Source organism: Paenibacillus graminis (genome assembly GCF_000758705.1).
Taxonomy (GTDB): Bacteria; Bacillota; Bacilli; order Paenibacillales; family Paenibacillaceae; genus Paenibacillus_AQ; species Paenibacillus_AQ graminis.
In genome coordinates this window covers 1-13,679 of sequence record NZ_CP009287.1, presented here as the reverse complement: position 1 = coordinate 13,679, position 13,679 = coordinate 1, and the positions used below count along the sequence as shown (strand labels likewise).

Below are 13,679 nucleotides of genomic sequence, written 5' to 3'. Positions count from 1 at the left end.
AGTTTTCAAGGATCAAGGTCTTGCTTGAGAGTTTGGACTCTCAAAACTGAGCAACGAGTGAGCAACAGGCCTAAACCTGAGATTTGGAAGCTGAGCTTCCGATTTGAATGTTTCCGTTGCAGGAAACGATTCTCCATAGAAAGGAGGTGATCCAGCCGCACCTTCCGATACGGCTACCTTGTTACGACTTCACCCCAATCATCTACCCCACCTTCGGCGGCTGGCCCCCTTGCGGGTTACCCCACCGACTTCGGGTGTTGTAAACTCTCGTGGTGTGACGGGCGGTGTGTACAAGACCCGGGAACGTATTCACCGCGGCATGCTGATCCGCGATTACTAGCAATTCCGACTTCATGCAGGCGAGTTGCAGCCTGCAATCCGAACTGAGACCGGCTTTGCTGGGATTGGCTCCACCTCGCGGCTTCGCTTCCCGTTGTACCGGCCATTGTAGTACGTGTGTAGCCCAGGTCATAAGGGGCATGATGATTTGACGTCATCCCCACCTTCCTCCGGTTTGTCACCGGCAGTCACTCTAGAGTGCCCAGCCTTACCTGCTGGCAACTAAAGTCAAGGGTTGCGCTCGTTGCGGGACTTAACCCAACATCTCACGACACGAGCTGACGACAACCATGCACCACCTGTCTCAACTTTCCCCGAAGGGCACCTAATGCATCTCTGCTTCGTTAGTTGGATGTCAAGACCTGGTAAGGTTCTTCGCGTTGCTTCGAATTAAACCACATACTCCACTGCTTGTGCGGGTCCCCGTCAATTCCTTTGAGTTTCAGTCTTGCGACCGTACTCCCCAGGCGGAGTGCTTACTGTGTTAACTTCGGCACCAAGGGTATCGAAACCCCTAACACCTAGCACTCATCGTTTACGGCGTGGACTACCAGGGTATCTAATCCTGTTTGCTCCCCACGCTTTCGCGCCTCAGCGTCAGTTACAGCCCAGAAAGTCGCCTTCGCCACTGGTGTTCCTCCACATCTCTACGCATTTCACCGCTACACGTGGAATTCCACTTTCCTCTTCTGTACTCAAGCCACCCAGTTTCCAGTGCGACCCCAGGTTGAGCCCAAGGTTTAAACACCAGACTTAAATAGCCGCCTGCGCGCGCTTTACGCCCAATAATTCCGGACAACGCTTGCCCCCTACGTATTACCGCGGCTGCTGGCACGTAGTTAGCCGGGGCTTTCTTCTCAGGTACCGTCACTCCGGCAGCAGTTACTCTACCGGACGTTCTTCCCTGGCAACAGAGCTTTACGATCCGAAAACCTTCATCACTCACGCGGCGTTGCTCCGTCAGGCTTTCGCCCATTGCGGAAGATTCCCTACTGCTGCCTCCCGTAGGAGTCTGGGCCGTGTCTCAGTCCCAGTGTGGCCGTTCACCCTCTCAGGTCGGCTACGCATCGTCGCCTTGGTAGGCCGTTACCCCACCAACTAGCTAATGCGCCGCAGGCCCATCCTCTAGCAGCAGATTGCTCCGCCTTTCATCCCTAGCCCAGGGGGGTCAGGGAATTATCCGGTATTAGCTACCGTTTCCGGTAGTTATCCCAGTCTAGAGGGTAGGTTGCCTACGTGTTACTCACCCGTCCGCCGCTAACCTACTGGAGTGCAAGCACTCCAGTAAATCCGCTCGACTTGCATGTATTAGGCACGCCGCCAGCGTTCGTCCTGAGCCAGGATCAAACTCTCCAAATAGGTTTTTTCGAGCGGTTACTTCACCCGAATTACTCCGAGAAAATAACCATCCGAAAAAGATATTGAAAAGAGCGATTGCTCATTTTGAAACATCTGACGAGAATAAAATATTCTCTAATTTGGATCTCACTTACGTGAAATCCCACTCACTCGTTGTTCAGTTTTCAAAGATCAAGCTCGTCGTCGGTGTCGATTATCTCGTCACCAGCAACTCTTATAATATATCATGTTCGGCCGATTAATGCAAGCTCTTTTTTTAACTTCTTATCGAGCTCGGCGTTTAGCTTTCTTGGCCGGAATAAGAATATACCATGTATAGAGATTCATTGCAAGCATTATTTTAAAAGAAAAAAGCTATTCATGCACCGCTTAAAACAAAGCAGCAGAGCAAGGAACAGCTTTAAGGAACTATATATGTTACATCATACATAGTATTACGCAATAATCTCCTGAATATACAACTCCCGCTCCAGCATTAAATTAACGATCGTACCTTCAACCTTGACCATAGGCCGGGTAGGGTTGCTGCGGTCTGTAAATATAATTTCACCATGGCGGCCATCGCTAAGGCGTATTCTTGTACCGTTATATAAATCGGTTGTTTTTTGAATGAATGTTTGGACAATGACCGGGTCCAGCTTTCCGAAGCTCTCAGCTAGTAACTCCTCCAGGACCAGATATGGCGACTGTGCCTTTCTATAAGCCTTCTCCAGCGTCATGGCATGGAATATATCCGCTACGGCCACAATCTTGGCATAGAAGTGAATCTGGCTGCCTTCCAATTTGAGCGGGTACCCTGAACCGTCGATCTTCTCATGATGCTGCAATGCGGCCAGCCGAACGCCCTCATTGATAGCTGTAACATTACGCAGCAGCTGGTACCCGTAAGTGGTGTGCCTGCGGACTTCTTCTATTTCAGTGGCAGCCAATGGTGTCGGCTTCTGCAGCAGTGATGCATCCACCTTAACGTTTCCTATATCATGCAGCAAGCCTGCAAATGCCGTCTGCATCCAATCCTTTTGCGGATACCCGCACCACTGGGCGATTTTGTAGGAGGTCAATGCAGAGAGCACTGCGTTATGATAATTGTAATCCTGGTCAAAAAGAACGCGCGGTGCAAACTTCAAAATATGATAGTCCTTCAAATGACTGATCAGTGCTTCCAACTGGCTTCGCAATTCAAGTATAGGCAATTGGGCAGCTGCAGCAGAAGCATAGCTTTTCTTAATAAGAGCCAACATCTTCTCATATTCATCGTGAAGCGGAGAATTGCTTTTGGCAAGCTGAGACTCATTGATTAGTGCCCCTGGCTTGGAGGCTGCATGCTTGGTGACTGGCTTGGCTGTCTCAGGAGCTTTGTTCTCTTCCTGGGCGCCTTCAATCTCTATGTGCTGGATCAAAAAAGCCTGCAGGATTTCAATATCCCGCGGCAGTATAATTTTCCCCTTGGTGAATAAAATGCCTCCCAAAGGTGTTACCACATCTTTAACAATCTTTGACCCCGGCTTTACTTCCCCTACGGATATGCTTGGCATACAATCAGCCCCTCTGTTTCTGAAACACTTGTGCCCAGTAATATAACTCCCTAATTATAGTATGGATAACTCCAAGCGACTAGATGGAGCAGGGATTTTCCTTAAATTTAATTGCAAAATATCTTCAATTCAACTGCAGGTACGCAAAAAGAGCATGAGTTTCTGTATACAGAAACCCATGCTCTTGATATTAGGTTTACTCCAGATTATCCTCTTCGCCATCAGAGACTGTTTCAGACTGGATTTCATCCCCAGCCTGCTCAGCAACTCCGCCTGAAACTTCCTCGCCAGCCTCTTGCTCGGAGAATTCATCCTCCTCACTCTTATCGGCTCTGCAGAGCGTAGCCACAGCATCATCTTCACGGATGTTAATCAGCTTAACCCCTTGAGCATAACGTCCCATGGTAGAAATACCATCCATACTGGTACGGATCAGGGTGCCGCTCGTTGTAATGATCATGAGGTCCTCGTCTTTTTTGACCACCTTCAGCCCAACTACAGGACCATTCTTGTCAGTAAGGTTGATGGTCTTGATCCCTTTACCGCCACGTGTCTGAGAACGATAGTCCAGAGCAGGGGTACGTTTGCCATAACCCTTGGAGGTTACAATCAGTACCTCCAGCTCTTTGTCTACACAATCCATCCCAATAACATGGTCATTGGCATCAAGTGTAATACCTTTAACGCCGGTTGCGCTGCGTCCCATAGAACGGACATCATTCTCTGAGAACGTAATCGACATTCCGCGTGCAGTACCGATAATCAGGTTTTGCTCACCATCTGTCAGCTTAACTTCGATTAGGGAGTCTTCCTCACGGAGATTGATTGCAATCAATCCACCTTTGCGGATATTATTGTAATCCTCCAGAGGTGTCTTCTTGACGATCCCTTCACGGGTCGCAAAGAATAGGTATTTGTCGCTGTCGGCCTCTTCCACCTGGATTACAGCACTAATCTTCTCACCTTGTTCAATCTGGATCAGATTGATGATTGGTGTCCCCCGCGCAGTCCGTCCAAGCTCCGGAATCTCATAAGCCTTGATCCGGTATACCTTGCCCTTATCGGTAAAGAACATCAAGTAATTGTGGGAGTTGCTCACAAAGAGATGTTCCACGAAGTCCTGGTCTTTGGTATCCATCCCCATAACGCCGCGGCCTCCGCGCTTCTGGCTGCGATAGGTGCTGACCGGCAGACGCTTAATATATCCGGTATGCGTAATAGTGATGACAACCTCTTCACGCGGAATCAGATCCTCATCCAGGATGCTTTCTTCTCCAACCGTGATTTCTGTACGGCGGTCATCCGAATACCTGTCACGGATCTCCTGGAGCTCATTGCTGATAATCTCCAGTACGAGATGCTCATTAGCCAGAATCTCACGGTACTCAGCAATCTTGGCCAACAGCTCATTATATTCGTTCTCAATTTTTTCACGTTCCAAGCCGGTCAGACGCTGCATCCGCATATCAAGGATGGCTTGTGCCTGCTCTACGCTGAGACTGAAGGTGCTCATCAAGCCATCCCGAGCAATATCAGTTGTACGGGAAGCTCGGATCAAGGCAATAACTTCATCCAGATGATCCAGTGCGATTCGCAATCCTTCCAGAATATGTGCCCGTGCCTCAGCCTTTTTGAGATCGAAAATCGTCCGGCGCCGAATAACTTCAATCTGATGCTGCAAGTAATGGTACAGCACATCCCGGAGATTAAGAATCTTCGGTTCGTTATTAACGATGGCAAGCATGTTGATACCAAATGTGGACTGCATCGAGGTATGCTTGTAAAGATTATTCAGCACCACGCTCGGGTTCACATCACGTCTCATTTCAACGACTACACGCATACCATTGCGGTCCGATTCATCCCGAAGATCTGTAATGCCTTCAATCCGTTTCTCACGCACTAATTCCGCGATCTTCTCAACCAATCTGGCTTTGTTGACCTGGTAAGGCAGCTCGCTTACAATAATCCGCGCTTTGCCGTTATTTTCTTCGATATCCGCTTTGGCTCGCATAGTTACCGATCCGCGGCCAGTACGGTAAGCTTGGCGGATGCCCTCACGGCCTAAAATGTAACCAGCCGTTGGAAAGTCCGGGCCTTGAATATATTCCATGAGTTCCATGGGTGTAATGTCGGGATTTTTGATCATCGCCTGCACACCGTCAATAACCTCTCCCATGTTATGAGGAGGAATATTGGTAGCCATACCAACAGCGATACCAGATACCCCGTTAACAAGCAGGTTCGGATAACGGGCAGGTAATACTACGGGCTCATTCTCTTCACCATCATAGTTGGGTGCGAAATCAACGGTCTCTTTATTCAGATCGCGTAGCATTTCTCCGGCAATTTTGGAAAGCCGGGCTTCGGTATACCGCATGGCTGCAGCCATGTCGCCGTCAATAGAGCCAAAGTTCCCGTGACCATCGACGAGCATATACCGCATCGAGAAATCCTGCGCCATCCGGACCATCGTTTCATAAACAGCCGAGTCTCCGTGAGGATGATACTTACCGATAACCTCACCGACGATTCTTGCTGATTTCTTATGAGGTTTATCGGCAAACATTCCAAGTTCCGACATCGCAAACAAAATGCGTCGGTGGACAGGCTTAAGTCCGTCCCGCACATCCGGCAAAGCCCGGCTCACAATGATGCTCATCGCGTAATCCATAAAGGATTCGCGCATTTCCTCACCAATGTCCCGATCTTTGACTTGCGGGTTATTTTGTTCAGCCATGAGTTGCTGGACCTCCTTCAGTTAAAAACCGCTACCCTTAATTATATTACTTTCACAAAAGCAGCACAATTAAACATGATAGCCTTTTATCTTCTATAATGGATTTTCTTTAGCGGGATAAGGGTATACGCCCGCTCCGCCATTGCCTTCAGCACATAGAATGTAAAGACAAGAAGAAAGGCTCTATAACTCTTATTTTGTCCCAAAAGACATAGCCCCATATCCTTATATTATAACATTGTTTGGGTTGCTTGTCCTGAAATTTCAAATGCCAATGCCTGACTCTATGAATATGAAATGTAGTTTACTGCTCGTAATACTTTGAAGGAGGCAGGTCATGAAGATTCAGCGGGTGTCCAGTAAATGGGCCAAGACGAAAGTCATTTTATCCAACCGCCAGTTGGCTGTATTTATTCCTGAAACGCGAAAATACAGCCAGGAGGCGTTAGTAGAACTGCTTGGGATTTACGGAACGGTTTATATTAAGCCAGATCGCGGGACTTTTGGCAGCGGGGTAATGAGGGCAGAACAGCGTACGGTTCATTTAAGCCCCAGTGACCGTCAACCCGGGAGCAGTGACTACGCTTTAACCCATGGAATCGTAGACAGTGATGCAGGTATTGAACAAAAGGTAATGTATATTCTGCGCTATGCAAAAGATGCAGAGGCCTTCTCCTCGCCGCAGGAGCTGCATGCAGCTTTGCTGCAGCGGATTAAAGGACGTACGTATTTGATCCAGCAGGGTATTGATCTGCTCTGTCATCAGGACCGTCCTTTCGATCTGCGGGTACTTACGCAAAAAAACCTTTCAGGAGCATGGGAAACTACGGGGATGCTGGGCAGAGTAGCGGCTCCACAAAAAGTTGTCACTAACTACCACAGCGGGGGCAGCATTTATACCGTTCACAATCTGCTAAAACCGCATATGATTCCAGATGAAATGAATGCGACCATTCAGAAGTTGAAATTTATGGGCGTAAAAATTGCCGCACAGCTAGAAACCGCCTATCCGGGTCTTAAAGAGATTGGACTTGATGTGGCTATAGATTCGCATCATGATCTATGGCTGCTGGAGGTCAATACGCTTCCATCCATTATTGTATTCAGCAGCTTTCAGAATAAGTCTATTTACCGCAAGATCCGCAGTTATGCCCGGGCTTACGGTAGATTAAAAAAAGCCCGCCCCACCTCAGTCCGTCGATACAAACGGGCTAAAAGACATTAAAAAAGAACCTCCGCTCTCTTATTTATCACAAATAGAGAAATCGGAGGTTCCTATCAACAAACTGCCGTATTAAATATCCAGGTTACGCACGGATTGTGCATGCTCCTGAATAAATTCCCGCCGCGGCTCGACATTGTCGCCCATCAGCGTATCAAAGATTCCGTCTGCGAGAATAGCATCCTCAATGGTGACCTGAAGCATCATGCGGCTCTCAGGGTCCATAGTTGTATCCCACAGCTGAGCCGCATTCATTTCCCCAAGACCTTTATACCGTTGAACGTTGACTTTAACATTCTCGCCGAAGCTGGCAATAATCTCATCACGTTCCTTTTCGGTTTGAGCATAGCGGATGACCTTATTTCGCTCAATCTTAAACAGCGGCGGTTGGGCGATATAAATATAGCCCGCTTCGATAATCTTCCGCATGTAGCGGTAAAAGAAGGTCAGCAGCAGTGTTCTGATATGGGCACCATCGACATCCGCATCGGTCATGATAACAACCTTATGGTAACGAGCTTTGGACAGATCAAAATCATCACTGATGCCGGTTCCCAGAGCGGTGATAATCGCCCGTATTTCGGCATTGGACAATATACGGTCAAGCCGCGCTTTTTCAACGTTCAGGATCTTCCCGCGGAGCGGCAGAATAGCCTGGAAATGACGGTCACGGCCCTGCTTGGCAGAACCGCCTGCAGAGTCCCCTTCGACGATGTACAGCTCGCTGATGGAGGCATCCTTAGAGGAGCAGTCAGCCAGTTTCCCCGGCAGGGCGCTTACCTCAAGTGCACTTTTGCGGCGAGTCAGCTCACGGGCTTTACGGGCCGCCTCACGGGCACGGGAAGCCTGCATGGATTTCTCCAGCACACGCCGGGAAACTGCCGGATTCTCTTCCAAAAACTCCTGCAGCTTCTCTCCGAATAGAGATTCTACAATACCGCGGACTTCACTGTTGCCCAGCTTGGTCTTGGTTTGGCCTTCAAATTGCGGTTCTGGAATCTTAACAGAAATAATCGCTGTCAACCCTTCACGCACATCATCGCCGGTAAGATTGGAGCTGCTGTCCTTAATGACTCCCGTTTTACGGGCATAGTCGTTGATGATCCGGGTTAATGCGCTTTTGAAGCCGGATTCATGGGTCCCGCCCTCATGCGTATTAATATTATTGGCAAAAGAGTAAATGTTCTCTGTATAGGAATCGTTATACTGCAGAGCAACTTCCACCGCAATCATATCGCGGGAACCTTCTACGTAGATCGGTTCCTCATGCAGCGCTTCTTTTTTCTCATTCAGATACTTTACATACTCAACAATACCGCCTTCGTATTTGAAAACATTAGATACACCAGTGCGTTCATCGAGCAGTGAAAGCTCAATGCCCTTGTTAAGAAAGGCCAATTCACGGATACGTGTGAGCAATGTCGTATATTCAAATACTGTGGTTTCGGTGAAAATCTCTGGATCCGGATGAAACGTTGTTGTTGTTCCTGTCTCATCGGTATCACCAATGATCTTGATATCATACTGCGGCGCACCGCGTCTATATTCCTGCTGGTAGATGTGGCCGTCACGCTTGACGTTCACAACAACCTTCTCGGACAGGGCATTTACAACGGAAATCCCTACACCGTGCAATCCGCCTGATACTTTATATCCGCCGCCGCCGAATTTCCCCCCAGCATGCAGGACCGTCATGACGACTTCGAGCGTCGATTTTTTGAGCTTCGCATTCTCGCCGACAGGGATACCCCGTCCATTATCTATTACTGTAATACTGTTATCCTCATGAATCTTCACTTGAATCCGGTCGCAATAGCCTGCCAGCGCCTCATCGATACTGTTATCGACAACCTCCCAGACCAAATGATGCAGACCTTTGGCGCTAGTAGAACCGATGTACATGCCGGGACGTTTCCGAACTGCCTCCAGCCCTTCCAGTACCTGAATCTGGCTCTCATCATATGTCGGTTGATTCATTGACATGCCTTCACCTACTTCTTTCAGATTATCTCTTGTAATTCACACAACGTTATATTTCCAACAAGATTTTGGCTCTTTTTTTGAGAGTGGAGGAGGAGATAGGGGAGTAATATACAGTATTTTTGGTTACTACAATGGACTTCGCTTCCTCTTCACCGATTCGTTCCAGTTTTTTGTCCTGCTCGGAATGAACAATAAACTGCTTCGATACCTTGGAGGATTTCTCAATCGAGATATCAAAAATAGCGATTAACTCTGAGGATCGAATAATCTTTTCCCCGCCCAAATGAATATACATGGTCTTCCTCCGCTCTTTAGATCTCCACTTTGCCGTCATGCACATGATATAGGCTTGCGCCCTTTAATTTATCGGCACTCAGACTTTCAATCCCGGTGGCGGTAATAAAAGTCTGCACCTTGCTTTGAAAGGTTTCGATAAGCTGGGTCTGACGGTAGGGATCAAGTTCGGACAAAACATCATCAAGAAGCAGCACAGGATACTCTCCGATCTCTTCATGGATCAGCTCGATTTCCGCCAGCTTGAGCGATAAAGCTGCCGTGCGTTGCTGCCCTTGGGAGCCGTAGACCTGAGCTTCTCTTCCGTTGATAAAAAAGGACAGGTCATCCCTATGGGGACCCGTCAGCGTCATGCCGCGCCTGATTTCCTGATCTCTCGTTTGTGATAACTTTAACATAAAATTGTCTAATAAGACAGCTTCATCTTCCATCTCACGCTCACCAAAAGAAGGAACATACAATAGTTTCAGCTCTTCTCCGCCGTTTGTAATGCCGCGATGAATGCTTTCAGCCCATATTTGCAGCTTCTTTATGAATTCTTTCCTTTTTTTGACGATTTTAACACCATGTTCTACAAGTTGGGCATCCCATATCTCCAAAAGCTCTTTCCCGGCAGCCTCTTTGCCCCATAACTGTTTGAGCAAATTGCCTCTTTGAAGCAGCACCTTCTGGTATTGCTGCAGATGAAACAGATAGCTCGGCTGCACCTGGCCAATCTCCATATCGAGGAACCGGCGTCTTATGCCAGGGGTCCCTTTGACAATCTCCAGATCCTCCGGAGCGAACATGACGACATTTAAAGAACCGACGAACTCGCTAAGCCTGCGCTGCTCCAGTCCATTAATTTTGGCTTTTTTGCCCTGGGCGGATAAGGTCAGCTCCAGCTTCAGATCACCGTATTTCCGCTCCACCTCAGCTACTATTTGCGCAGAGCCTGCCGGAGCATCGAAGGAGATAAGCTCCTTATCCTTGGAGGTACGGTGACTCTTGGTCATGGCCAGAACGAACAAAGCCTCCATAAGGTTGGTTTTGCCCTGGGCATTCTGACCGAGGATCAGGTTCACATCGCCCAGGCTCTCCAGACGCAGCAGTCCGTAATTGCGGTAATACTGCAGACCGATATTTTTGACAAACACGAAGCTGAGCCTCCCCGAGTGTTATTCTTTTATTCCGCCGCCTTCAACCTCGAAAACGCCGTTATCCTGAACCTCTACTTTATCACCCGGGTACAGCTTTCTTCCACGACGATCTTCCTTTTCCCCGTTGACCTGCACATAGCCTTCCTGCAGCAAGGCTTTCGCCATCCCGCCTGTGGATACACAATCGGAGAGCTTCAAAAACTGGTCGAGCTTAATATATTCACTGTGGATAAGTATTTTTTTCATGATTTTTATCCTTTCGGCCACTTATCCACATGTGGATGGACAGCGGCATTAATTGGTTGTCCGGTATGGGAGAATAACGTACAGGCTGCGGCTTTCATCCAGCGGCTTCAGAATGATCGGACTCATCATCCCGGTAAAAGCGATGACGAGCTGTTCACTTTCTACAACCTTGAGCACATCCAGCATATATTTTGAGTTGAAGGAGATCTTCAGCGGCTCGCCTTTAAAATCAATAACCTCCAGCTCTTCCCGGACCTTCCCAAGCTCTGACGAGCTGGATGAAATCTCAACATCACCGTTTTCCAGCGTCTGCATGCGTACGATATTCGTTTTTTCTTCACGCGACAGCAAATAAGCACGGTCAATCGATTCGCTGAGTTTTTTTGTATCCAAAGTTAGTTCTGTTTTGTAGGCGGTTGGAATAATCCTAGAAGTATCCGGATAAATCCCGTCCAGGATCCGTGAATAGAACAAAACCTTGTCAATTTTGAACAGCACCTGGTTATCGGCAACGACAATATCCACCAGCATATTCTGATCCGGAATGATTTTACTCAATTCGTTCAGCGTTTTGCCGGCAATGACGACATTGGCAAATTGGACACTTTCCGTACCTTCCAGATGCGCAGCTCTTGTGGCCAGACGGTGCCGGTCAGTAGCCGTGAATTTGAATTCATTATCGCTAAGATTCCACAGAATCCCTGTCAAAATAGGAGTTGTCTCCTGGGTGGAGATGGAGAAAGCGGTTTGTTTGATCATATTCTTCAGCAAATCGCCAGGCAGAGAGATCGTATCATTCTCTTCAATGCTGGGAAGTACAGGGAATTCCTCCGGATCAAGGCCGACAATTTGAATCTCGGTGGAACCGGAAGAGATATAGGTTTGAAAGCCTTCTTTGACTTCCATGTGAATTTCTTTGGAGGGAAGCTTCTTGATGATCTCCACGAAAAACTTGGCTGGAAGTACAACACTGCCGGGCTGCTCGACTTTGACGATCGTATGGCTGTCATCTTCTGCAGGAATGAAGGATTGGATGGAGATATCCGTATCGCTGGCAGTCAGGGTAACTCCCTGATGGCTGACTTCGAACTTAATACCGGTAAGAATCGGGATGGTAGTTCTGCTGGAAATTGCCTTGGATACATGACCTATCGATTCATTGAGCTCATTTTTGAGAATGCTTATTTTCATGATTTCACTCCTAGCGGAAAAATTGGGAAACCGGTGGTGGTTCATTCACTTCGAAACACGGCTCTTAGAAGATGAATTATTATAGTTATTTAATAGTATTAGTAGTAGGGGCCCGGTTTATGTGGATAACCCGGAAAACAGCATAAAATTAAGCCTACCCACATGTGTATAGATTGTGTATAGGCTCTTTGTTCCTCTTAGGAAGGATTTTTAATTTTCTCCGCAAGATTATTTACCACTTTGTACAACTCCTGGTCTACCTTTAGTGACTGTGTAATCTTCTCATGGGCATGGATAACGGTGGTATGGTCCCGTCCTCCGAACGCCTCTCCAATCTTGGGCAGCGAATAATCCGTTAGCTCGCGGGAGAGATACATGGCGATTTGCCGGGGAAAAGCTACAGCCTTGGTGCGTTTGCGCGCTTTGAAGTCTTCCATGCGCAAATTGTAATATTCTCCGACTTTTTGCTGAATATCACCTATGGTAATCATCTTCGGCCGGCTGGAAGGGATAATGTCCTTCAGCGCCTCGGCTGCCAGATGGGTCGTTACATCCTGGTTGGTCAGGGAAGAGTAGGCAACCACCCGAATTAGAGCACCTTCCAACTCACGGATGTTCGTATCGATCTGATTGGCAATGTACATCATGGCTTCATTCGGAATGTCGAGATTCTCTGCTTTGGCTTTCTTGCGAAGAATGGCAATTCGCGTCTCCAGATCCGGCGGTTGAATATCGGTGATGAGTCCCCATTCAAACCGGGAGCGCAGCCGTTCTTCCAATGTGGGAATTTCCTTTGGGGGACGGTCGCTCGAGATAATAATTTGCTTGCGTTCTTCGTGCAAAGCGTTGAACGTATGGAAAAATTCCTCCTGTGTTGACTCCTTGCCGGCGAGGAATTGAATGTCGTCAATAAGCAATATGTCAACATTGCGGTACTTGTTGCGGAAGCTTTCACCGCGGTTGTCACGGATGGAATTGATGAACTCATTCGTAAACTTCTCGGACGAAATGTAGATTACCTTATTGTTAGGATTGTGCTCCAGCACATAATGTCCGATCGCGTGCATCAAATGAGTTTTACCTAGTCCCACGCCGCCGTATAAAAACAGAGGGTTATAAGCCTTTGCCGGCGCTTCTGCCACGGCTAGTGAAGCCGCATGCGCAAAACGGTTGCCTGAACCGATGACGAACGTATCGAAAGTGTATTTGGGATTGAGCAAATGGGTCTGCGCTTCTTCACGCGATACCGCTGGGGAAGGAGCCATTTGTTGCACGACTGGTTCGGCCGGCTTATTCTCCTCAATCACAAACTTGACCTCAACTTGCTCTCCGGTCACTTCATAAACCGTAGCTCCTACCAATTTGGTATAACGACTTTCCAGCCATTCTACAGCAAAGGTTGTAGGCGCCGAGATGATTAGGGCCTGGGAGCTGAAGGTAAGCGCCTTCGTTGCCTTAAACCAGGTATCAAAGCTCGGCTTGCTTAATTTGGTTTGAATAATCGATAAAATTTGCTGCCATAATTCGGAAGTATGGCTGTCCACAGACTGTCACTCCTTTAAATCTTCCAAATGTGGCGTCAGCCATGAAGTGGAAATGTCGAAGAAAATGGGTTGTTACGAAATCTTATC

The 13,679-nt window shown here is 47.9% G+C and carries 9 protein-coding genes and 1 rRNA gene; 1 reads left to right on the top strand and 9 read right to left on the bottom strand.

Annotated elements, in window-relative coordinates:
* Positions 1–139: 139 nt before the first annotated feature.
* The 3 genes from PGRAT_RS00050 to gyrA all read right to left on the bottom strand — a co-directional run bounded on the left by PGRAT_RS00050 (position 140) and on the right by gyrA (position 5,973).
* Positions 140–1,698, bottom strand: a 16S ribosomal RNA gene (locus PGRAT_RS00050).
* Positions 1,699–2,132: 434 nt separating this feature from the next.
* On the bottom strand, positions 2,133–3,233 hold the full coding sequence (locus PGRAT_RS00045; protein ID WP_025706832.1) for an HD-GYP domain-containing protein: 1,101 nt from the start codon (positions 3,231–3,233) through the stop codon (positions 2,133–2,135).
* Between the two features lie 196 nt (positions 3,234–3,429).
* Positions 3,430–5,973, bottom strand: a complete 2,544-nt coding sequence (gene gyrA, locus PGRAT_RS00040; protein WP_025706831.1) for a DNA gyrase subunit A — start codon at positions 5,971–5,973, stop codon at positions 3,430–3,432.
* Between the two features lie 337 nt (positions 5,974–6,310).
* Between gyrA and PGRAT_RS00035 the strand changes: the two genes are divergently transcribed.
* Complete coding sequence (locus PGRAT_RS00035) at positions 6,311–7,198, top strand: YheC/YheD family protein (protein WP_025706830.1); 888 nt, start codon at positions 6,311–6,313, stop codon at positions 7,196–7,198.
* Between the two features lie 69 nt (positions 7,199–7,267).
* On the opposite strand, the gene gyrB is transcribed toward PGRAT_RS00035, so the two are convergent.
* The 6 genes from gyrB to dnaA form a co-directional block, all read right to left on the bottom strand.
* Entirely contained in the window at positions 7,268–9,178 is a 1,911-nt protein-coding gene (gene gyrB / locus PGRAT_RS00030) for a DNA topoisomerase (ATP-hydrolyzing) subunit B (RefSeq protein WP_025706829.1), read from the bottom strand.
* A 46-nt stretch (positions 9,179–9,224) separates the two neighbouring features.
* Positions 9,225–9,473, bottom strand: a complete 249-nt coding sequence (remB, locus tag PGRAT_RS00025) for an extracellular matrix regulator RemB (RefSeq protein ID WP_020425573.1) — start codon at positions 9,471–9,473, stop codon at positions 9,225–9,227.
* 16 nt (positions 9,474–9,489) lie between these two features.
* Entirely contained in the window at positions 9,490–10,608 is a 1,119-nt protein-coding gene (recF, locus tag PGRAT_RS00020) for a DNA replication/repair protein RecF (RefSeq protein WP_025706828.1), read from the bottom strand.
* Between the two features lie 21 nt (positions 10,609–10,629).
* Positions 10,630–10,857, bottom strand: coding sequence for a S4 domain-containing protein YaaA (yaaA, locus tag PGRAT_RS00015; RefSeq protein ID WP_025706827.1), 228 nt, complete (start codon positions 10,855–10,857; stop codon positions 10,630–10,632).
* Positions 10,858–10,905: 48 nt separating this feature from the next.
* On the bottom strand, positions 10,906–12,048 hold the full coding sequence (gene dnaN, locus PGRAT_RS00010; protein WP_025706826.1) for a DNA polymerase III subunit beta: 1,143 nt from the start codon (positions 12,046–12,048) through the stop codon (positions 10,906–10,908).
* A gap of 197 nt (positions 12,049–12,245) precedes the next feature.
* Complete coding sequence (gene dnaA, locus PGRAT_RS00005) at positions 12,246–13,592, bottom strand: chromosomal replication initiator protein DnaA (RefSeq protein ID WP_025706825.1); 1,347 nt, start codon at positions 13,590–13,592, stop codon at positions 12,246–12,248.
* Positions 13,593–13,679 lie beyond the last annotated feature (87 nt).

What these genes read in the sequence shown, in the direction of transcription:
- dnaN (WP_025706826.1), bottom strand. Translation starts at nt 12,048, where the DNA reads ATGAAAATAAGCATTCTCAAAAATGAGCTCAATGAATCGATAGGTCAT.
- gyrA (WP_025706831.1), bottom strand. Translation starts at nt 5,973, where the DNA reads ATGGCTGAACAAAATAACCCGCAAGTCAAAGATCGGGACATTGGTGAG.
- PGRAT_RS00035 (WP_025706830.1), top strand. Translation starts at nt 6,311, where the DNA reads ATGAAGATTCAGCGGGTGTCCAGTAAATGGGCCAAGACGAAAGTCATT.
- gyrB (WP_025706829.1), bottom strand. Translation starts at nt 9,178, where the DNA reads ATGTCAATGAATCAACCGACATATGATGAGAGCCAGATTCAGGTACTG.
- PGRAT_RS00045 (WP_025706832.1), bottom strand. Translation starts at nt 3,233, where the DNA reads ATGCCAAGCATATCCGTAGGGGAAGTAAAGCCGGGGTCAAAGATTGTT.
- remB (WP_020425573.1), bottom strand. Translation starts at nt 9,473, where the DNA reads ATGTATATTCATTTGGGCGGGGAAAAGATTATTCGATCCTCAGAGTTA.
- yaaA (WP_025706827.1), bottom strand. Translation starts at nt 10,857, where the DNA reads ATGAAAAAAATACTTATCCACAGTGAATATATTAAGCTCGACCAGTTT.